Origin of the sequence: Microbulbifer sp. Q7 (assembly GCF_001639145.1) — a bacterium.
GTDB lineage: Bacteria > Pseudomonadota > Gammaproteobacteria > Pseudomonadales > Cellvibrionaceae > Microbulbifer.
Genome location: NZ_LROY01000002.1, coordinates 75,881 through 96,174, shown reverse-complemented (window position 1 = coordinate 96,174; position 20,294 = coordinate 75,881). Strand labels below are relative to the sequence as shown.

Annotated in this window: 16 protein-coding genes; 6 read left to right on the top strand and 10 right to left on the bottom strand. The window is 60.6% G+C overall.

Features of this window, described 5'->3' with window-relative positions; genetic code table 11:
- Positions 1-28 precede the first annotated feature (28 nt).
- The 6 genes from AU182_RS06110 to AU182_RS06085 all read right to left on the bottom strand — a co-directional run bounded on the left by AU182_RS06110 (position 29) and on the right by AU182_RS06085 (position 7,408).
- A complete protein-coding gene (locus tag AU182_RS06110) occupies positions 29-505 on the bottom strand; it encodes an Lrp/AsnC family transcriptional regulator (protein ID WP_066962458.1) in 477 nt (158 codons plus the stop codon).
- A gap of 142 nt (positions 506-647) precedes the next feature.
- Positions 648-1,844: a pyridoxal phosphate-dependent aminotransferase gene (locus AU182_RS06105; protein WP_227718147.1), complete on the bottom strand. Its 1,197-nt coding sequence runs from the start codon at positions 1,842-1,844 to the stop codon at positions 648-650.
- Positions 1,845-1,976: 132 nt separating this feature from the next.
- Positions 1,977-4,112, bottom strand: a complete 2,136-nt coding sequence (locus AU182_RS06100; RefSeq protein ID WP_066962455.1) for an autotransporter outer membrane beta-barrel domain-containing protein — start codon at positions 4,110-4,112, stop codon at positions 1,977-1,979.
- Between the two features lie 156 nt (positions 4,113-4,268).
- Complete coding sequence (locus AU182_RS06095; protein WP_066962451.1) at positions 4,269-4,784, bottom strand: DUF2878 domain-containing protein; 516 nt, start codon at positions 4,782-4,784, stop codon at positions 4,269-4,271.
- Between the two features lie 84 nt (positions 4,785-4,868).
- The gene (locus tag AU182_RS06090; RefSeq protein ID WP_066962449.1) at positions 4,869-6,356 is read right to left on the bottom strand and encodes a deoxyribodipyrimidine photo-lyase; all 1,488 of its coding nucleotides are present in this window, start codon (positions 6,354-6,356) and stop codon (positions 4,869-4,871) included.
- A gap of 8 nt (positions 6,357-6,364) precedes the next feature.
- A complete protein-coding gene (locus AU182_RS06085) occupies positions 6,365-7,408 on the bottom strand; it encodes a DUF523 and DUF1722 domain-containing protein (protein ID WP_066962445.1) in 1,044 nt (347 codons plus the stop codon).
- Positions 7,409-7,674: 266 nt separating this feature from the next.
- On the opposite strand from AU182_RS06085, the gene AU182_RS06080 reads away from it, so the two are divergent.
- The 3 genes from AU182_RS06080 (at position 7,675) to AU182_RS06070 (ending at position 12,625) form a co-directional block, all read left to right on the top strand.
- The gene (locus AU182_RS06080; RefSeq protein ID WP_066962442.1) at positions 7,675-10,752 is read left to right on the top strand and encodes an FAD-binding and (Fe-S)-binding domain-containing protein; all 3,078 of its coding nucleotides are present in this window, start codon (positions 7,675-7,677) and stop codon (positions 10,750-10,752) included.
- A gap of 50 nt (positions 10,753-10,802) precedes the next feature.
- Complete coding sequence (locus tag AU182_RS06075; protein ID WP_066962439.1) at positions 10,803-11,522, top strand: tetratricopeptide repeat protein; 720 nt, start codon at positions 10,803-10,805, stop codon at positions 11,520-11,522.
- A 677-nt stretch (positions 11,523-12,199) separates the two neighbouring features.
- Positions 12,200-12,625, top strand: coding sequence for a 3D domain-containing protein (locus AU182_RS06070; RefSeq protein WP_066962436.1), 426 nt, complete (start codon positions 12,200-12,202; stop codon positions 12,623-12,625).
- A gap of 110 nt (positions 12,626-12,735) precedes the next feature.
- Here the strand turns inward: AU182_RS06070 and AU182_RS06065 are convergent, their stop codons facing one another.
- Complete coding sequence (locus AU182_RS06065; RefSeq protein ID WP_153039144.1) at positions 12,736-13,416, bottom strand: hypothetical protein; 681 nt, start codon at positions 13,414-13,416, stop codon at positions 12,736-12,738.
- A gap of 257 nt (positions 13,417-13,673) precedes the next feature.
- Entirely contained in the window at positions 13,674-13,946 is a 273-nt protein-coding gene (locus AU182_RS06060; protein ID WP_066962430.1) for a hypothetical protein, read from the bottom strand.
- A gap of 190 nt (positions 13,947-14,136) precedes the next feature.
- Between AU182_RS06060 and AU182_RS06055 the strand changes: the two genes are divergently transcribed.
- On the top strand, positions 14,137-15,150 hold the full coding sequence (locus tag AU182_RS06055; protein ID WP_066962427.1) for a rhodanese-related sulfurtransferase: 1,014 nt from the start codon (positions 14,137-14,139) through the stop codon (positions 15,148-15,150).
- 29 nt (positions 15,151-15,179) lie between these two features.
- Here the strand turns inward: AU182_RS06055 and AU182_RS06050 are convergent, their stop codons facing one another.
- Together AU182_RS06050 and apbC are read right to left on the bottom strand one after the other, a co-directional pair.
- Positions 15,180-15,551: a hypothetical protein gene (locus tag AU182_RS06050; protein ID WP_066962424.1), complete on the bottom strand. Its 372-nt coding sequence runs from the start codon at positions 15,549-15,551 to the stop codon at positions 15,180-15,182.
- Positions 15,552-15,657: 106 nt separating this feature from the next.
- Positions 15,658-16,818, bottom strand: a complete 1,161-nt coding sequence (apbC, locus tag AU182_RS06045; protein WP_304439083.1) for an iron-sulfur cluster carrier protein ApbC — start codon at positions 16,816-16,818, stop codon at positions 15,658-15,660.
- 225 nt (positions 16,819-17,043) lie between these two features.
- Here apbC and metG point away from each other — a divergent pair, with 225 nt between their 5' ends.
- Positions 17,044-19,083, top strand: coding sequence for a methionine--tRNA ligase (metG, locus tag AU182_RS06040; RefSeq protein ID WP_066962421.1), 2,040 nt, complete (start codon positions 17,044-17,046; stop codon positions 19,081-19,083).
- A gap of 149 nt (positions 19,084-19,232) precedes the next feature.
- Positions 19,233-20,165 carry a D-2-hydroxyacid dehydrogenase gene (locus AU182_RS06035; RefSeq protein WP_066962418.1) on the top strand — a complete coding sequence of 311 codons (933 nt, stop codon included), beginning with the start codon at positions 19,233-19,235 and terminating at the stop codon, positions 20,163-20,165.
- The last annotated feature ends 129 nt before the right edge of the window (positions 20,166-20,294 follow it).

Genomic DNA, 20,294 nt, shown 5'->3' with positions numbered 1-20,294 from the left:
GGCCTAACGGGCAACAAGTGCCCGGTGCTCAATCCTGGAACAGAAGCTCCAGGGGGTAGCCGGTAAACGGCTTGGTTTTCTCAATCACCAGGTGCGACGTCATACGGGTAATCGCCGCATCCTCATCCGCCAGCAACTGTTCCGACACGCGATTGAAGTCCGCGGCATCCGGGCATACAAACCGCAGCATGTAATCAAACTCACCGGACATTTTCACACAGGAAACGATCTGCTCGATCTTGTTGATGGCTCGGCGAAAGCTCTCACTGGTTTTCGAGTCCTGACGCTTCAGCGCGACGTTGACGTAAAACTCTGCGTGGCGCACTTTCTCCAGGTTGATTTCGGCCTGGAACTCGCGGATAAACTTTTCACTGGTGAGCTTCTTCACCCGGGCCAGGCAGGCGCTCTCGGAAAGGCCAATCTGGTCGGCCAGGTTGAGATTGCTGATCCGGGCATTGGTCTGCAGCACTTCAAGAATTTTCAGGTTGTGGCGGTCTACTTTCACGGTAATCTACTTTTCATTCTGCCGGTAACTCGGCTGAGCCCGGAGGCGGGGCAAGGTGCCCGAAGGATAACGCAATTCGCCGTTGCGAACACGTGAGCCACTCGCGGTCCTCACGTGTTCCCAGGGCTATAAGCAGCGAGTTTTAGCCTGCTTTCAGGCAACCACCCGTCACGAACCGCTCAATGCGATCCAGCGCCCGGGAGAGTTCGCTCTCCTCCGCCGCCAGTGTCAGTCGCACGTGGTTCACCGCACTGGGGCCAAACGGTTTTCCCGGTAGTACCGAAACCAGCTCGGCATTGAGTAGCGCATCGGCGAACGCTTCCCCGCTTTCCGCCACTTCCGACACATCCACCATCACAAACATGCCCGCATCCGGGGAGTAGCAGCTGAGGCCCGGAATACGCCCTACCCGCTCCACAATCAGATCGCGGCGTTTCTCGTAGGCTTCGCGCATCTGGCTAACAAAATAGGTATCGAACTCCAGCGCGAACGCGGCGGCTTCCTGAATAAACTGTGGCACCCCAAAAATGGTCGCGCCGGCAAATTCGATCAGGCGTTCAACCATCTCGCCCTGCGCCACCGCCCAGCCCAGGCGCCAACCGCTCATCGCGTGGGACTTGGACAGGCCGTCAATCACAATCACATTGTCCAGCTGCTCGGCCGCCGCGCGCAGGGAAGTATGGCGGCGCGCGAAGGTGATCATGGAGTACATCTCATCGGAGATCAGCCACACGTTGCGCGCCCGGCAATAGGCGGCGAGTTCTCGCAACTGCTCCGGGGTTGCCATGGCTCCAGTGGGGTTGACCGGGGTGTTGATCATGACCGCGCGGGTATCGTCGGTGATCGCCTGCTTGATGGTTTCGATATCAAAAGCAAACCCCTGCTGGGCCGGGCAGGCGACTTTCCGGACATCCAGTTGCAGGGCATCGGTAATCGGCACATAGCCGATGTACATGGGCTCAGGGATGACGATCTGCTCGCCCGGATTCAACAGGCAGGAGAGCACCGCAAAAATGGCATTGGTGCCACCGGGGAACACCACCACGTCGTCGGGGCTGCAGGGGTGCGGTGAAACCTTGCTTTCGATATCGGCAATGGCACGGCGCAGCACGGCTTCGCCAGCCGCCGGCGAATAGTGGGTGCGGCCCACACCCAGACGGGCGCGGGCGAAGTCGAGAATGGGCTCCGGGGTATCGAAGTTGGGGTCACCCACGCACAGGAAAATGACATCTTCCCCCTTATCCGCAAGGTCGTGGGCACGATCGCTGACCGCCCAGACATCGGCGTCCGCGGAGTGCAGGGCCTGGCTCTGTTTGCTGAATCGGGGGCTGTACATCATTGGCGTCCATCTATTCGGGTTGTTATCGATCTGTTCACAATAACAACCGGCGGGTTAATCGATGCCGATTAACCCCCGAGGTTTTCGCAGCATGCCGATTTATTTACCCGGTTTGCCGCAGAAAATTCGGCGTCAGAATCGATAGTTCAGGCTCAGGCCTCCCACACTGTCATCTGGTCGCACCAATACATCAGCCGCCACGCGCAGCTTCTCATTGATACTCACCCCCACCATGGCCCCAACGCCACTCTGGAAGAAGCCGGTGTTGTCACTGCGATAGGACGGCAAGCGCGCCCAGTTGTTATAGATGGATTTGACCCCGATACCAAGGTCGGCAAAGTCGTCGCCGCTGGTGTTTTCCAGCCACAGCTCGCCGAACCACTGGTGTTCCGCGGCATCCGGGCTGTTGTAAAAGAAGCCGGCGCGGTAGCGCAGATACTCCCGGTCCTGCCCGTGTACCCATAGCCCCAGGGGGTCGCGGGGCTGACCCGCACGGTCTGTATAGGTGAGCATGGGGCGGGTGCGCTCGACAAACCCGTTCACGTCAATTTCGGTCCAGTCGACCGCGACAAACGGGCCCATCTGGCTGGCGAGATTGCGGCTTGCATCATAACCAGCGCGAATAAACGCGTTGTAACCTTCGCCATCGGTGTCTCCGTCCAGCCGGTGACGGAAGCTATATCCGAGCTGGATGCTGCGCTCGATGTCATCGTACTGAATGTCGGAGAAGCCGAGACCGCCATCCACAAACCAGAAGCCATCGTCCCAGCGTGCAAAGGCGCTGAAGTTTACGTTGCGGGAGCGGAGAAACAGCTTGTCGGGCTCGTACTCACTGCCGCCGTAGGACAGGCCGAGCCCCCATTCGAAGTCTTCAAAACCCGCAAAGCTCATACCTAAAAAGCCATCCCATACGGGCTGCTCGTCACTGATCGCCGGGCCGGCGCCCGGTTCTGCGTAGCCCACACTGGCGCCGAAAAATACCGTGGTAAAAGGGTCGCGGTAGCGCTGGGACATCAGGTGGTGATCGATATTAACGCGATGCTGGCGCAGATTCTGATACCCGAGGTCCGGCAACACGCCAAAACCCACCGCCGCGGTGAGTGTCTCGTAGTAGTAGTCGGCCAGCACACGCTGCCCCACCAGGGTGGGATGAATCCCGTCATAAAAAACCAGCAGGTCCGGATTGGGATCAGTGCCGTTGGCACCGTAGACCGGGTCCGGGTTGGCGCAATTGATATAACAGGTAGCGCTCTGGTTGATGTCGGCGAGGCCGAACGCCACCGGGTCCTGCAGCACCAGCTCCAGTATCCCTTCCATATCCAGTAACAGGATATTCCCCACGTCATAGTTCAGCTGCCGCCGCAGGGCATTATTGAATAACTCGGTACCCCAGTTGGCGTACTCGATGGCGGCCTGCCCCTGGGCGACGATGGCGGGGGTGCGCCCGATTCTCGGCGCATTCGTCATCACGATGTACTTGGCTCCAGCGCCCTTGAGCTCGCTGGCCGCGGTGGAGAGAAACGTAGCCGCGCGCTCCATCGACATGAGGCTCAGGTTGCCCGCGCGCACGCCGTCGAGAATATTGTTACCGCCCCCGTTGAGAAAAAAGAGATCACTGCGCGAGGGCATGTTCTGCGACAGGTACCCCTGGCCGGTGGCAAACGGCACACCGGTAAGGGTGATGTTGTTGTTCGGGTCATCTACCAGCGCCTGCAGCGCGGCCGGATTATTGAACGCCGCGGTGGCGGCAAGCACCTCCGGAGTGCTCAAATAAGGGCTCTCGCCCGCGGCCGGGCCGCACACCCCATCGGCGCCGCAGCGGCTTGAATCCGGCAAGATGGTCGAAAGCACATTGTGATCGGCCACGGTGGTATTGGGGAACAGCGCACGAAAACGCTGCGGCCCCACCAGGTCGAGCAGCACGTCGGCGGTACGGTTGCCCCCTACCGCCCAGTTGGGGCCATTTACCCGCAGGGAATCAAGGATCTGGGCAAGCTGCGCGTCCGGGCTGCCCGGCGCAGGCGCGCAGGGAATCAGCCCGCCGAAGTCGGCGCCCAGGCCAAAGCAGGAATTCTGTGTGGGCACCCCCAGATGGTCGGCAAGAAAGGAAACCGCGGGCTGACGCGGATAGATTCCCTGCGGGTCGGCGTTGGTAAACACGCCCGCGTTGCCGTTGTCGGCAAGGCTGTCACCAAAAACCACCAGCGAGCGGAATATGGGCTCTTCCGCCAGGGCAGGGGGCGCACTCGTCACAGCGCTGATCGCCAACGCCAAAACACCCGGCAGGCAGTACCTGCGGGGAACAGGTGCAGAGTGAACATATTGCTTCGAGCGCACGGCGGCCTCCTTGCCACGGCAGAATTTCGTGGCAAGTATAGGTCAATGGCTGAACGGAATTTCTGGATAAGACGGATTGTTTGGCAGTCAGGACGCGCGGCTCTCGGCCGCATCCGCCTGTTCGATCAAGGGGATAAGTACACCGCTTAGAAACGCCGCCAGCAGACTCCACACCAGTGCAATGGCCAGCAGACACTCCCACACCGGTCGCCCCCAGGCAACGGGGCCAAACTGAACACTGTTGAAGTAAAACGCGGGCGCCACGAGAAAACCCACCAGCGCCGCCCACACGGGTTTATTGGCCAGCCAGACGAGGGAGTGCCGCATAGTGGTGGCGAGCATGGCCCAGATGCAGATCGCCCAGGCCGGGGGCAGGCTTGAGTGGTATTCCTGCACGCCGCTCGCCATAAACGCCCACTCCACCGCAAAGCCGCAGAAGATAAAGCCGAGTATCACGAACATATCCCGGATATCCCGCCAGATCACAAAGTGGAGCATCACCACCACAAACAGCGCAATTAACGCCAGCGCATTGCCATACAGCAGGGCGGTCCACCATCCGGCGACGAACAGGGTGAAATTGACCAACTTTTTATAATTCATGGGCGACTCAATTATCAGAAAGACTCTGTACCGCGAGCGCGTCACTCCGGGCAATCCCCGGATACTGAATAGATCAGAGGAATCCTAAGACTTCAAGTTAGCAAATACCTCGATTGCCCGTTTGCGGGAGTCGGTCACATCGCAGATGGGCGGCGGGTAGTTTTCCTCGGAGAACAGGTCCTGCGGCGGGCAGTGAATGTCCCGGTCCGATAACGAAGCCAGCTCTGGCACGTACTGGCGAATAAACGCTCCATCCGGATCGTAGCGCTTGGACTGGCTGTAAGGATTGAATACCCGGAAGTACGGAGCCGCATCGGTGCCGGTGGAGGCCGCCCACTGCCAGCCGCCGTTATTGGCGGCGAAATCCGCATCTACCAGTTGCTGCATGAAATAGCGCTCGCCCTTGCGCCAGTCGGTGAGTAGATTCTTGGTAAGAAAAGAGGCCACCACCATGCGCAGGCGATTGTGCATCCAGCCAGTCTGATTGAGCTGGCGCATGGCGGCATCGACGATGGGCACCCCGGTCCGCCCTTCGCACCAGTGCTTGAAGTCTTCATTCCGGTTCGACCAAGGGACGTTCTCGGTTTCCGGCTTGAAAGGCTTGTTGCGACACACCCGCGGAAAGTTAACCACCAGATGCTGGTAGAACTCCCGCCACAGCAGCTCGCTCAACCAGGTGTTCGCGCCCTCACTGGCGCCCACCCAGCACCCGCCGTTTGCCTCCAGCGCCATCTTCACACACTGCCGCACGGACACCGCACCGCAGTTCAGATAAGGGGACAGCCGCGAGGTGTTCTCCCGCGCGGGAAAATCCCGCAGGCGGTCGTAGTCATCCACTTTTTCAGCGAAGACGTCCAGCGCACGCGCGCCCGCGGCCTCCCCTGCAGGCCAGTCCAGCACCCGTTTTTCATCACCGGGGGCCACGCCATAGTCACCGACGGTATCCGGTATCGTACGCACCAGATTGTTCGGGCCGTCCACCGCAATCCACTCGGGCCACTGCGCGCCGTGGTCGGCACCCGGAGCACGGGGTGTCGGCAGGGGCGAGAAGGCCTCCCCGCTATTGTCATGCTGGGCTATAAACGCGCGCTTGAATGGGGTGAACACCTTGAAGCCATCGCCACTGCCGGTGGTGAGGCTGCCAGGCGGCACCAGGGTACGGTCAGTGGAATATTCCACCGGCACCCCCTGCGCTTTCAGCTGTTGCCGCACCGCCTGGTCGCGCGCCAGCTCATTCACCGGATACTCGGCATTGGCGAACAGCGCATCCACCTGCAGTTTTTCTACAATCTGCGCCAGTGCCGCCGGCACATCGGCAAACTGCGCAAGTTCAATGAAATACAGGGGGATCTGCTTTTTCGCCAGCGCCGCCTGCAACTGGCAGAGACTGCGCAGACGCATGGCGACCACATTGTCACCATCGCCATGGCTGCGCCAGGTTTCCGGGCAGGCAATAAAGAGTGCCGCCAGGGCTTTGCAACCCTTGCCGGCGCGATACAGGGCTGTGTTATCTGCCATGCGCAGGTCGTTGCGTAGCCACACCAGCCCGCGTTCATACGCTTTTTCAGACATATATCAATTCAGTGAAAGTCACACAGGCCCAGCTCTGCGGGCTCTGCGGCCAGCAGCACCTGGCTGTGAATAAAGCTGTGGGGGCTGCGCGGTAAAAAGTGGCGCAGCAGGGTCAACACCGCAGACATGGGCTTGTGCCCGAGACGGTACTCCTCGATCAACTCCTTGAGTTCGGCCTTCTCGCGTTTGTCGAGAAACTCGCTCAGATGCCCCGCGCTGTGCATCAGGGCGTTGGTTTTATCTTTGCGCGAGGCCGGACGGGAAAGAATGTCCATGATCCGCCCGCGCACTTCAAAGCGCAGCTCGTCTTCCGGTATGGTTTTGGCGTCCGCCAGGTAGCGCCCCAGGGCGCGGGTTTTGTCCTGGCTGTGGGCCAATAGCAGGTATTTATAGGCGGTGTAAAACTCGATGACGCGCGCAATCACGGAACGCGGCTTGTCAGCATCGGCCTCATTGCCGTCGTTCAGCATGCGCTCCGGCGGCTGGTCATCCTGCCCTTCGACACAGCGGAACCAGGCATCATAGGTGAACACCCGGGTCAGGAAGTTCTCGCGCAGTTCACTGTTGTTCAGGCGCCCCACTTCCTCCATCGGCAGGTGCGGGAACTGCTGCTGCAGGCGCCGGGCAAAAACACCGACACCTTCACTGTCGATGCCGTGCCCGTTGTCCAGGTAGCGGCGCACCCCGTACAGACCGCAGCTGGGAGAGTTCTGCATAAAGATATAGCCGCGCACCCGCTCCAGCTCGGGCACCACCGAGTCTGCGTAGTCACGCAGCGGGGCGGTCACATCCACCTCCGGATTGTCCACGCCGATGACACGCACCGCGTCCACCGGGGCACTGGCCTTCTCTACCAGCAAGTGAATGGGTTTGCGCGGCACACCCATGCCAATGGCCACCTCCGGACACAGGGGCACATACTCGAAACACTGCGCCAGCAGTCCGGTACAGACCTTGCTGTGTTTGTGTCCACCATTAAAGCGGACCGGATCGCCCATGGCACACTGGCTGATGCCTACCGGGATTTTTCGCGGCAACCGTTCTGTCTTCATCAATACTCTATCTCGGGCAGGTATGCGTTTACTTTCCACAGTGTACTCTACGACACAGGCGACACCGCGGATGACCCGAAAAGACCGGGCGACCATCCCGCAACAACCCCGCAACAACCCCGCAACAACCCCGCAACAATCCCCCGCAGGGAGGCCTCTTTTCCGGTAATTGTTGCGCGGCACGCCACCGCCGCTAAAATGCCAGTCCGCGTTGCCCAAGTACCCCTTGGATACGCACCAAGTCTTACCAGATCCCGGGGCCCGGAATGATTCCAGCACTGCGCGAAATCAACGATGTACAGGCGCTTTACCTGCAGTTCCTGCATGCGCTCAAGCAGGCAGGCTTCCATGGGGATGCGAGCCCAAGCTATGCGAGCCGCACGGTGCTCTCCACCGACAACTCCATCTACCAGGTACTGCCGCAGGCGGTGGTGTACCCGCGGGATATTCACGACCTCCAGCTGCTGCTGTCTTTGGCAGACCGCGAGGAGTTCCACAAGGTGGTGCTGTCGCCCCGCGGCGGCGGCACCGGCACCAACGGCCAGTCGCTGACCGATGGCATCGTGGTGGATATCTCCCGCCACATGAACCGCATCCTCGAAATCAACGCCGAAGAGGGATGGGTGCGCGTGCAAACCGGGGTGGTCAAGGATCAGTTGAACGCGGCGCTCAAGCCTCACGGACTGTTTTTTGCCCCGGAGCTGTCCACCAGTAACCGCGCCACCATTGGCGGCATGATCAACACCGACGCCTCCGGCCAGGGCTCCTGCCTGTACGGCAAAACCCGCGACCATGTGCTGGAGCTGAAAACCGTGCTGATGGGGGGGGAACTGTGGCACTCCCACGCCATTGACGACGGCGAGGTGGAAGACATCGCACATCGGGACAGTCGCGCTGGCCGAATCCACCAGCTGGTGGACAGCGTCGAGCGCGGCAAGCGCGCACTGATCGAAGCCAAGTTTCCCAAACTGAACCGCTGTCTTACCGGCTACGACCTGGCGCACATCCGCGACCGGGACCCGGGCAAGGATGGCCGCTTCAACCTCAACAATATTCTGTGTGGCTCAGAGGGCACCCTGGGGTTTATCGCCGAGGCCAAGCTCAACGTGCTGAAAATCCCCAGCTGCGCCGCACTGGTGAACCTGAACTACGACCATTTCCAGGATGCGCTCAAGGACGCCACCGATCTGATGAAGGCGGGGCCGACTTCCATCGAAACCGTGGACAGCAAGGTGCTGCAGCTGGCCATGGGCGACATCGTATGGGACAGCGTCAGCGAGTTCTTCCCGCAGGACGAACGCGCGGTCAAGGGCATCAACCTGGTGGAGTACACCGCGGATTCCGAAGAGGCGCTGGAACAAGCGCTGAAACGATTCACCGACCATGTGGATGGCCGCATCGGCCAGCCGGGCAAGAGCTTCGGCTACACCATTGCCCGCGGTCACAGTGAGGTCAATAAAATCTGGGGCATGCGCAAGCGCGCCGTGGGGCTATTGGGCAATGTCGCGGGTGAGCAGCGCCCCATTCCCTTTGTGGAAGACTGCGCGGTTCCCCCGGAAAACCTCGCCGAGTTCATCCGCGAGTTTCGCGCGGCACTGGATGCGGCCGGGTTCGACTACGGCATGTTTGGCCATGTGGACGCCGGCGTACTGCATGTGCGCCCGGCCATCGACATGAAAGACCCCGAGCAGGCCAGGCAGGTGCGGGTCATCACCGAGAAAGTGGTCGCCCTGGCACAGAAGTACAACGGCCTGCTGTGGGGTGAGCACGGCAAAGGTGTGCGCTCGGAGTTTGCACCGGCCTTTTTCGGCGAGCTGTATCCGGAGCTGCAGAAAATCAAAGCGGCTTTCGACCCCCGCAACCAGCTGAACCCGGGCAAGATTGCCACCCCCAGCGCCGCCTCCGGCCTGCTCAAGATTGATGAGGTCCCCACCCGCGGCGAACACGACCGGCAGATTCCGGTACAGGTGTGGGAGGGATACTCGGAAGGGGTCTACTGCAACGGCAATGGTGCCTGTTTCAACTGGAATCCGGACGACGCCATGTGCCCCTCCTACAAGGGCACCCGCGACCGCATCCACTCGCCGAAAGGGCGCGCCTCGCTGATTCGCGAATGGTTGCGCCTGCTGGCCGAGCGCTCGGTGGACCCGGAGGCGGTGGCGCGCAAAAGTCGCGAACAGTCGTTCCTGATCGGGCTGCCGGGGCGGATCAAGAACTCCCTGGCCCGCGCCCGCGGTGAATACGACTTCAGCCACGAGGTGAATGCGTCCATGCAGGCGTGCCTGGCGTGCAAATCCTGCGCAGGCCAGTGCCCGATCAAGGTGGATGTACCCACGTTCCGCGCCAAGTTCCTCGAACTCTATTACAGCCGTTATCTGCGCCCGCTCAAGGACTACTTTGTGGGCGGACTGGAATTCATGATGCCGCACCTGGCACGGGTACCGCAGCTATACAACTGGCCGCTGGGGCTCAAGCCCGTGCGCTGGCTGATGGAGCGCGGGCTGGGACTGACGGATTCGCCCAAGCTGTCTGCCACGCGCCTCGACCAGGCCATGCAGGAGCTGGGGGTTCCCTACGCCAGCCGGGAATCCCTGCGCGCCATGGGGCCGGCACAGCGCGCCAAGGCGGTGGTGATCGTGCAGGATGCCTTCACCAGCTACTTCGATGCCGACGTGGTGGCCGACACCCTGCGCCTGCTCAAGCTGCTCGATTTCAACCCCCTGGTAGCGCCCTATCGCGCCAACGGCAAGCCGCTGCATGTGCACGGCTTCCTGCGCCAGTTTTCCCAAGCCGCCGTCAGCAACAGCGCCATGCTCAACAGCCTGGCGGAGTGCGGGGTGCCGCTGGTGGGTATCGATCCCTCCATGACCATGACCTACCGCGGGGAATACCAGAAGCTGCTGGGGGACAAGGCCCCCCAGGTACAACTGTTGCAGGAGTGGCTGGCGCAGCACACCGAGCACCTGGCCAGCAACCGCAACCGCCTCCAGAGTCGGCGCTTTACCCTGCTGCCCCACTGCACCGAGCAATCCAATGCCGCCGGCGCGGCGCGCCAGTGGCAGGCGGTATTCCGCGCACTGGGGATGGAGCTGGAGACCCAGGCGGCGGGCTGCTGCGGTATGGCGGGCACCTACGGCCATGAAACCGCCAACAAGGAAACCTCGCGGGTGATCTTCCAGCAGTCCTGGGCCCCCAAGCTGCAGGGCGATACCAGCGCCACACTGGCCACCGGCTACTCCTGTCGCTGCCAGAGCAAGCGCTTTGCAGAGGTCAATTTGCGCCATCCGTTGCAGGCACTACTGGCGCAGATCGAAGATTCGGGGTTTACTGTCAGTAATCACTAACCTGTTCGTCGCGGTCTTCAGGCCGCGGCGAACCCTGAGATGGACTGACCATGTTGCGCCTGCGACCCCTCTGCCGAGGCCGCCTGCTCGCCCCGCTGGGGCTGGCAATCTGCCTTGCATCCCCCGTTGTCACGCACGCCCAGGCGGCAGGCGCCGACATCGACGCCTCACCGCTTATCCTGCAAGCGGAAGAGCTGGCCCTTGAGGGTAGCTACGACGAGGCGCTGCCCCTGTACGAGCGGGCCATCGCCGGCCTCGCCTCTGAGCCCCACCGCCAGAACCAGCTGCGCTACCGCTACGGCATCATCCTGAATGCCCTCGGCGGGCAGCAGCCAGATCTCTACCCCCTGGCCCGCAGCCAGTTTGAGGCGGTGCTCGGCTACATTGAATCGTCCCCCGGGCTGCCCTTCGAACACTCCGCCGCGCGGGTGCGCTCGGCCATTGCCCACACCTACCACCAGCACTCGGCCCTGCAGGACAACCCCACCAAACGCGCCGCCATGCTGCGCAATGCCTACCTGCTCTACCGCAGTGCCATCGACGCCTTGCGCCGCGAAGAAGACTGGCAGAACCTCGCCATTACCGCCTTCAACATTGGTCAGGTGTGCGAGTGGCAGGGCAATCTGGAGGAGGCCATTGAGTGGCTGGAGCGGGCGGTGGCGCTGGACCAGCGCCATGGGTTTGCCGATCTGGAAGAAGACCAGGCGTACCTGACGGCACTGCGGGAACTGGTCAACCCCTCGCGTCCGGTGGGGAATACCGCCATCTGAGCTCCGGGGGCCGGGGGCCGAATATTCCGCCGCCGCCTCCGGTACTCCACCCTTAGCCCCCCAGGACCATCCTCCTAGCACCCTAACCCCACAAACGAGCGGGAAAAGTCTTCCGCTTGCCGTTTTCGCCAGAATGGGGAAAAACTCCGTCTGGCTGCTTCCCCACGAGACAAATCCAGGCTGAACCTTTCGACTTATCGTATTTTTTGTGATGAGCGTTCCGCCTACAACGCTGTCATCAAAAACCGGGGTGACTCTGAACTATCGGTCGTAAATAAATCGAAAAAAATTTTGTTCCACAGGATAGCGAGTCGCCGCGCCCCAATCGTACAAAATTCCACCAGCCGCAGAAGGCATCGCTGTCATCGACGCCCCGGGATTGGCAACCCCGTACCCGAAAGAAACCCACTGAGGGGCTATTTAGGATTGCGACGGTGCCCCAACTAGGTGTTTTTCCTTATTTCCTGACAATCTGAGCCCAAATAGCCCCCAAAGCAAAACTAAACGAAAACGCTATGCGGGATTCACCGGTCTGCGCCGCAAAGATTGATTACCCGCCGTGGATCTTTAATATGGCCAACCCTGATCAAACATTGATCACTTATGAAGAAATCAACTTGGAGGCCCAGCAGATGTAACCCATCTGCGACCAAGCGCCTTCGGAGGTACTGAACACTATGCGACAGAGTCTTAAAAAGTACGTGATTGTACTCGCAGCCTCCCTCTCGGCACTGGCCGGTGGCGACGCCTTTGCCGCGATCAAAAAGGAGCCTGCGAAGAAAAAGAAGTCCATGACCGTCACCGCGACCGCCTACAACTCCGTTGAAGGCCAGACCGATGACGACCCCTGGACAGCCGCCTGGAACAACCGCCTGCGCCCCGGTGACAAGATCATCGCGGTCTCCCGCGACCTGGAAAAGCACGGCCTGACCAACGGCGCCAAAGTGAAAATCGAAGGCTTGCCGGGCACCTACACCGTGCGCGACCGGATGAACAAACGCTACACCAATCGCATTGACGTGTGGATGGAAGAAGATATCAAGAAGGCCCGCAAGTGGGGCAAGAAGAAGCTGAAAATCATCTGGAACCACGACAAGAAATAGGTCGCCGCTGCCCGGGGACGCCCTGCGCACGCGGGCAGACCCAGGCTGTATGAATACAAAAAACCCCGCTTGTGCGGGGTTTTTTGTTGCTTGCAGGAAAAGCACACTATTTACGGCTCCGTGGTGGTTTCCACCCCCACAAGCTCGCGACAATCCTCGTTGTCGATATTTAACATGCTGGGCTGACGCGCCTGATTGTAGCGGTGCTCAATCCCCTCATCGCGAAACACCAACAGGTACTCTTCCTTTACCCAACCCTTATTCGTGCGGTATTCACTCAGCCACAACAGCGCCGGTGAACTTTCATGGCAATTGCCATAAAACATGCGGGTCTTTTCCACCAGCTCTTTGGTGAGGTAATCCCGATAGGTGCCCGGATAGGTAAAGCGCTCGCCGGAAAGGTCGACGTCTGTCACACCGTCTTCGCTGCCCTCCAGCTCTGCCTGGGATTGATCCCGTTGCGCTGCGGTGCTGCCCGCAACATTGCCCTGCTCAAGCCGCGCGAACTCCTCGGGTTCCGGCGGTTCCTCACCCTCCGGCCGCGCGCGCTCTGGCTGGCCGTCCCGGTCGTCAATACGCTCAAGGAAAATTGCGGTATTTTCATCGCAGTCGATACACGTTCGACCGGCAATGATCGCATAGCCATTCAACTCCGAGATCAGCTTGGCCTCGGCGAGATCCACATCGATCACCCGATCATCCGAGAGTGTCAGGGCAATACCCGACTGCGCCGGCATGGCGGGAGAAAAACACAAAAGGGGAATAGCAAGAATGGGAAGGAAATTTTTCATGCAGAGCAACCACACTTTATACATCTGCAACTGTGGCGGCCCGGTGACCGCGATCAGTTGGCACCGCCAGGGCAACATTCCTTGATGCCCGTTGGCGGCGCCGCGATTGGGTAGTGCTGTTACACTGTCGCGATTCCCTTCTATGTATAACCTTAGCAGGCCCCTGAAAAGCTGCAGTACACCGAGGGTTTTATTTGCAAACGAGCTTGCCGCATCGAGTCATCGACGCTAGTGCGCACCACAGCCCCTCCACCAGCCTAGGGCGCTTCCCAGCTGCCACTTGCCTCGGTATCCACCGGCCCAATGAATGCACCAACGCCTTCCTCTTTCAAAGCGTCCAGGGCTTCCTGCAACGCCGCTTCGTCGGTATCGAAGGCGTCCTCCCATACGGTCGTGTTGTTGTGCTCGTCAACAATCTCCAGTAACCAGCCACCCTCGCCATCGGCATATATATCGATGTTGACCGTGTGATCGCCATCGCTGTAGACGCGGCTGAGTGGGGATTCTTGGGGGGTAGTATCATCGGCCATGGGAACAACCTCGTTGGCAACCGGGCGACAAGAAAAATGCGGAGTTTTCCGCGCCCAATGAATCACGGGTCACGGGGCGCCCTCCGCTGTCGAAAAAGTGTACGACAGCACAGGGATTTTTCGTTAGAATGCGCGGCGATTTTTACCCACTGCCCCGGATTTACGCTCCGGCCAGCAAAAGGACAACACCATGACCCACGCGACCGACGTTGTGGTCTGCGCGCTGTACAAATTTGTCAGCCTCGAAGACTACGAATCCCTGCGCCAACCCCTGCTCCAGACCCTGCTCGACAACGAGGTACGCGGCACCCTGCTGCTGGCTCGCGAGGGGCTAAACGGCACCGTCGCCGGTAGCCGCAGCGGAATTGATAACCTGCTCGCCTACCTCAAGTCTGACCCGCGCCTGGCGGAGTTGGATTACAAGGAATCCTACACCGCAGAGATGCCGTTCCTGCGCAGCAAGGTGAAACTCAAGCGGGAAATCGTCACCATGGGCGTCGAGGGCATCGACCCGCGACGCACGGTGGGCACCTATGTCAAACCGGACAACTGGAACGCGCTGATTTCAGACCCGGAAGTCCTGCTGATCGATACCCGCAACGATTACGAATTCCAGGTGGGCACCTTTGAGCGTGCGGTCAACCCGAATACCACCAGCTTCCGCGAATTTCCCCAGTTCGTAAAAGAGCACCTGGATCCGCAAAAGCACAAGAAGGTGGCGATGTTCTGCACTGGCGGCATCCGCTGTGAGAAGTCCACCGCCTATTTGAAAGAACAGGGGTTCGACGAGGTCTATCACCTGCAGGGCGGCATCCTCAAATACCTGGAGGATGTGCCCAAGGAAGACACCCTGTGGAAAGGGGAATGCTTTGTGTTCGACGACCGGGTCACCGTGAATCATGACCTGGAGCGCGGCAGCTACCAACAGTGCAACGCCTGTCGGATGCCAGTCACGGATGAAGAGATGCAGTCCGCGCAGTTTGAACAGGGCGTCAGCTGCCCGCACTGCTTTGATTCTGTATCAGAGGCCGACAAGGCCCGCTTCCGCGAGCGTGAAAAGCAGATACAGCTGGCGAAGGCGCGGGGCGAAGACCATCTCGGTCACGACGCCAAGGCCACTACCCTGGCGCGCCGGGAGCAAAAGCGCGAGCTGCGCCGCCAACAGGCCGAGCAGGCGAAAGGGAATTCGTCGGTAACAGGTTAAGCGCTGGCGGTAAAAAGAGAGCCCTGCACTCAGGACTCCCTGCTGGCAAGCCACTCCAGCGCGGCGTGCTCGGTAAGGAACTCCACCACCCTGAGGCCTTTGGCAGTCGCCGCCTGATCGATACCGACGTTGGCATTGTGGTCCGGTGCATGCAACACGGCGATGTGCGCATGGCTGAGGCCCGGCAGGGTCGCGGCGTAGACGCCAAACTCCTGCCTCTGCTGCATATCCAGCAGTACCTTGGCCTCACGCACATCCACCACCAACAATAGGGGATGCAGGTGGCCATACTTCTCCGCTATCTGCCGCGCCGAGGCCATCTTCTCCTCGATGGTGACCTCGTCGAAAAATATCGCCCGCACTACGCGGTTTGGCGCATCGTATCGAATTTGAAAGCTCAACTGTCTATCCCCTGAGCAGCCAATGATCTCGCCCTGGCATGCCTACCTATAAACTGACTGTAAACATGCCCCGATTAGAACAGACATGTGCTTGAGGGCGCCAGTTTCAGACATTCTCGATGTCTGGCACCCCGTCTTCTTCGCCGAACAGCCAGACTTGTGCCGCGGCTTTTCGTGCAATCGCTTTGTACAGACCGGCGACCTCGCCCTGCGGGTCTTGCTTCACCGTCGGACGGCCACTGTCTACCTGTTCGCGAATGGACATCGCCAGGGGTAACTGCCCCAGCACCCGGGTCTGGTAATCCCGCGCAATCTTTTCACCGCCACCGGTGCCAAAAATCGGCTCCCGGTGACCGCACTGCGAACAGGTGTGCAGCGCCATGTTTTCCACAATGCCCAGCACGGGCACCGATACCTTGCGGAACATCTCCACGCCCTTGATCGCATCCACCAGCGCCAGGTCCTGGGGCGTGGTCACGATCACCGCACCGGACAGGGTCACCTTCTGTGCCAGCGTCAGCTGAATGTCGCCGGTGCCCGGAGGCATGTCCACCACGAGATAATCCAGCTCGCCGTCTTCACTGCCCTGCCCCCACAATGTCTGGGTCAGCATCTGGTTCAGCGCGCCACTGGCCATGGGCCCGCGCCACACCGCTGGGGTGCTCTCGGTGAGCAGATAGCCAAGCGACATGGTCTGCAATCCCTGCGCCGGAACCGGCACAAAAAACTTGCCGCCCTGCACCTCCGGCCGAAGCCCTTCCGTGCCCAGCATGGTGGGCAGGCTGGGGCCATAAATGTCCGCGTCCAGCAGGCCCACGGAAGCGCCCTCGGCCGCCAGCGCCAGTGCCAGATTCACCGCCGTGGTGGACTTGCCCACACCTCCTTTACCGGAAGCAACGGCGATAATGTTCTTCACCGCGCGCAGGGCCTCGACACCCTCACTGGAACCTGTACGGCCGATATCGAAATACAGATCACTCTGGACCGACGCGCCCTCGAGCGGGCCGTCGGCGAGCAGCGGTTCACAGGCGGTTTGAATACGCTGGGCCCAGGCGTCCTGCTGGCTTGCGCAGGGATAGCCCAGGGTCACGCCGGTGAATAACGTGCCGTCATCAAAGCCCACCTCAATATCGGCCTCCAGCTGATCCAGCGGTAGCCCGGTGGCGGGATCTTCAAGCGCGCCGATCACCTCGGCTACGCGCTCGAGCTGGGCCTGGACGTCTGCGGGAATATCCTCGTGGTCATGTTCATGCTGATGGTCGGTCACACTGCGATCCTCGCTGCTAGCTGACGGGACTGGATTTCCCGCGTGGGTTTGCGGCAGCATTGTGGGCAAGGTCTGCTGCCAACACAAGGGTGACGGGGCCCATCGCGGGTGCCTTGCAGGGCCCATTTCTGCTATATTCCGCGCTCTTTTCCGGTGGCTCCGGTCCACCGGCAAGCGCCCCTGAACTACTTGGACAATCCAGTCTCGCAGCTTTTGGAATCAACGATGTCTCAGACTCGCACCCAGCCCAGAAACATCCTCGTCACCAGCGCCCTGCCCTACGCCAATGGCTCCCTGCACCTGGGCCATATCCTCGAATATATCCAGACGGATATCTGGGCCCGCTTCCAGCGCGCACAGGGTAACCAGTGTTTGTATATGTGCGCCGACGATGCCCACGGCACCGCCATCATGCTGAAAGCCGAGCAACTGGGCCTGACCGCCGAGCAACACATTGCCAATATGCAGGCCGAGCACCAGCGGGACTTCAGTGACTTCCTGATCGGTGTGGATAACTATCACTCCACCCACTCGGAAGAAAACCGCGAACTGTCGGCGATGATCTACAAGCGCCTGCGCGACAACGGGCACATTGCCTCGCGCACCATTACCCAGGCGTTCGACCCTGAGAAGGAACTGTTCCTCGCCGACCGCTACATCAAGGGCACCTGCCCGAAGTGCAAGACCGAAGACCAGTACGGCGACAACTGCGAAGCCTGCGGCGCAACCTACAGTCCCACCGAGCTGATCAACCCGGTCTCCGTCATCTCCGGCGCCACACCGGTGGAGAAGGAGTCCGAGCACTTCTTCTTTACCCTGCCGGCCTTCACCGACTTCCTGAAGCAGTGGACCCGGGCAGGCCACCTGCAGAACGAAGTGGCGAACAAGCTCGCCGAGTGGCTGGATGAGGGGCTGCAGGAGTGGGACATTTCCCGCGATGCCCCCTACTTCGGCTTCGAAATCCCCGACGCCCCGGGCAAGTATTTTTACGTGTGGCTGGACGCACCGATCGGCTACATGGCGAGCCTGAAAAATTACTGTGATGAGAAAGGCCTCGACTGGCAGGAATACTGGAAAAAGGACAGCAGCGCCGAGGTGTATCACTTTATCGGCAAGGACATCGTCAACTTCCACGCCCTGTTTTGGCCGGCGATGCTCGATTCCGCCGACTTCCGCACCCCCAGCAAGGTGTGCGTGCACGGCTTCCTGACCGTGAATGGCAAGAAGATGTCCAAGTCCCGCGGCACCTTTATCAATGCGCGCAACTATCTCGACCACCTGAACCCGGAATACCTGCGCTACTACTTTGCCGCCAAACTCACCGCCGGTGTCGACGACCTGGACCTGAACCTGGACGACTTCATCGCCAAGGTGAATTCGGACCTGGTGGGCAAAGTGGTCAATATCGCCTCGCGCACCGCCAAGTTTGTGAGCAAATCCGGCGGTGTCCTGGCCAGCGAACTGGCCGACGCCGCGTTGTGGAACCAGTTTGTGGAAGCCGCGCCGCGCATCACCGAATTCTTTGAAGCGCGCGAATACAGCCGCGCAACCCGTGAAATCATGGCGCTGGCCGATGCCGCCAACGCCTGGATCGCCGACAAGGCGCCCTGGTCGCTGGCGAAGGAAGAAGGCAAGGAAGCGGAAGTGCTGGCGATCTGCTCCCAGGGCGTGAACATGTTCCGCGCACTGATGACCTGGCTGGCACCGGTACTGCCGGAAACCGCGAACAAAGCCGAGGAATTCCTCGGTGTGGCACTGGACTGGAACGCCGCCGTGACACCGCTGGCCGGCCACACCATCAACAAGTTCAAGCCACTGATGCAGCGTGTGGAAAAAACCCAGGTGGAAGCGATGCAGGAAGCGGCGAAGGAATCCCTTGCACAGCTGCAGGCAGAAGCGAAGGCAGCGAGCGGCCCGCTTGCGGACGATCCACTGGCAGAGCAGATCCAGTTCGACGATTTTGCCAAGGTCGACCTGCGCATTGCGCTCATTGCCAATGCGGAGCATGTGGAAGGTGCCGGCAAGCTGCTGCGCCTGACCCTGGACCTGGGTGGCGAGACCCGCAATGTATTTGCCGGCATCAAGAGCGCCTACAGCCCGGAAGACCTGATTGGCAAGCACACGGTGATGGTGGCCAACCTGGCGCCGCGCAAGATGCGTTTTGGTGTGAGTGAAGGCATGGTGCTGGCGGCGGGCCCGGGGGGCAAAGACCTCTGGATTCTGGAGCCACACGCCGGTGCGCAGCCGGGTATGCGGGTGATGTAAATCCGGCTCGCGCCCGGGGCTTTGTTTGAAGTTCCGGGCTGCCCTCAGGGGTCGCCTTCTGCTCCACAACCTCATCGGCAATCGTTCTGCAGAAGGCGACCCCTGAGGGCCTTAGCTGCAACTTCATTGGATTAAAAAGGATATTGGAAATGCGTGGGGTTTTTCTCGATACGCTGACGATGAAACTGGAGGAGCTGGATACGGCCGCTCTGAAAAACGCGCTCGATCAGTGGGATTTTTTTGAAACCACCTCGCCCGAACAGGCCGCAGAGCGTATTGCCAACGCGGACGTGGTGATCACCAACAAGGTGGTGCTCGACCGGCAGTTGATTGAAAGTGCCCCAAACCTGAAACTGATCTGCGTGTGCGCCACCGGCACCAACAACATCGACCTGGACGCCGCCGCGGAAAAAAATATCCCGGTTAAAAATGTCACCGGCTATACCGGCGCATCCCTCGCGCAACACACCCTCGCCCTGATCCTCGCCCTCGCCACCCGCTGGCACCAGTATCACGCGGACGTGCGCAACGGCAGCTGGGCCACATCGCCGGTGTTCTGCCGCCTCGATTACCCGGTGATTGAACTCGCGGGAAAGAAACTGGGCATCATCGGCTACGGCGATCTCGGGCAGAAGGTCGCGCAGCTGGGACAAGCGCTAGGCATGGACGTGCTGGTTGCCGAGTCCTTCAGCGGGGCGCAAAAAGCAGGGCGGGTACCCCTCAGCCAACTGCTGGCAGAGTCGGATGTCATCAGCCTGCACTGCCCGCTGACACCAGCCACCGACCAGATGGTGGACGCAGCCTTTCTCGCGGCCATGAAACCCTCCGCCTTTCTGATCAACACGGCCCGCGGCGGGCTGGTGGATGAGAAAGCGCTGCTTGCCGCGCTCCACAACGGCGATATTGCCGGCGCAGCCCTGGATGTGTTGAGCGTGGAACCACCGCCCGCCGACCACCCGCTGCTGGCCGACGACATCCCCAACCTGATCATTACCCCCCACAACGCCTGGATCAGCCGCGAGAGCCGGCAGAGACTGCTCGACGGTGTGGTCGACAATATCACCCAACAGTTTCCTGCATAAAGAGCCCCGGACGGCCCCTGGTACAACGTGTGAAACTGTCGTGCGCGGAGCAGGACTGTGCATGCGGGACCGGGTAGTCTGGGGCTTGATAAACCTAAAGCCCGCCCGGTTCACGCCTGTTCGATCTAT

Excerpts from the sequence above, each read along its gene's own strand:
- AU182_RS06105 (WP_227718147.1), bottom strand. The coding sequence starts at position 1,844 with ATGATGTACAGCCCCCGATTCAGCAAACAGAGCCAGGCCCTGCACTCC.
- AU182_RS06095 (WP_066962451.1), bottom strand. The coding sequence starts at position 4,784 with ATGAATTATAAAAAGTTGGTCAATTTCACCCTGTTCGTCGCCGGATGG.
- AU182_RS06090 (WP_066962449.1), bottom strand. The coding sequence starts at position 6,356 with ATGTCTGAAAAAGCGTATGAACGCGGGCTGGTGTGGCTACGCAACGAC.
- AU182_RS06085 (WP_066962445.1), bottom strand. The coding sequence starts at position 7,408 with ATGAAGACAGAACGGTTGCCGCGAAAAATCCCGGTAGGCATCAGCCAG.
- AU182_RS06080 (WP_066962442.1), top strand. The coding sequence starts at position 7,675 with ATGATTCCAGCACTGCGCGAAATCAACGATGTACAGGCGCTTTACCTG.
- AU182_RS06075 (WP_066962439.1), top strand. The coding sequence starts at position 10,803 with ATGTTGCGCCTGCGACCCCTCTGCCGAGGCCGCCTGCTCGCCCCGCTG.
- AU182_RS06070 (WP_066962436.1), top strand. The coding sequence starts at position 12,200 with ATGCGACAGAGTCTTAAAAAGTACGTGATTGTACTCGCAGCCTCCCTC.
- AU182_RS06065 (WP_153039144.1), bottom strand. The coding sequence starts at position 13,416 with ATGAAAAATTTCCTTCCCATTCTTGCTATTCCCCTTTTGTGTTTTTCT.
- AU182_RS06060 (WP_066962430.1), bottom strand. The coding sequence starts at position 13,946 with ATGGCCGATGATACTACCCCCCAAGAATCCCCACTCAGCCGCGTCTAC.
- AU182_RS06055 (WP_066962427.1), top strand. The coding sequence starts at position 14,137 with ATGACCCACGCGACCGACGTTGTGGTCTGCGCGCTGTACAAATTTGTC.
- metG (WP_066962421.1), top strand. The coding sequence starts at position 17,044 with ATGTCTCAGACTCGCACCCAGCCCAGAAACATCCTCGTCACCAGCGCC.
- AU182_RS06035 (WP_066962418.1), top strand. The coding sequence starts at position 19,233 with ATGCGTGGGGTTTTTCTCGATACGCTGACGATGAAACTGGAGGAGCTG.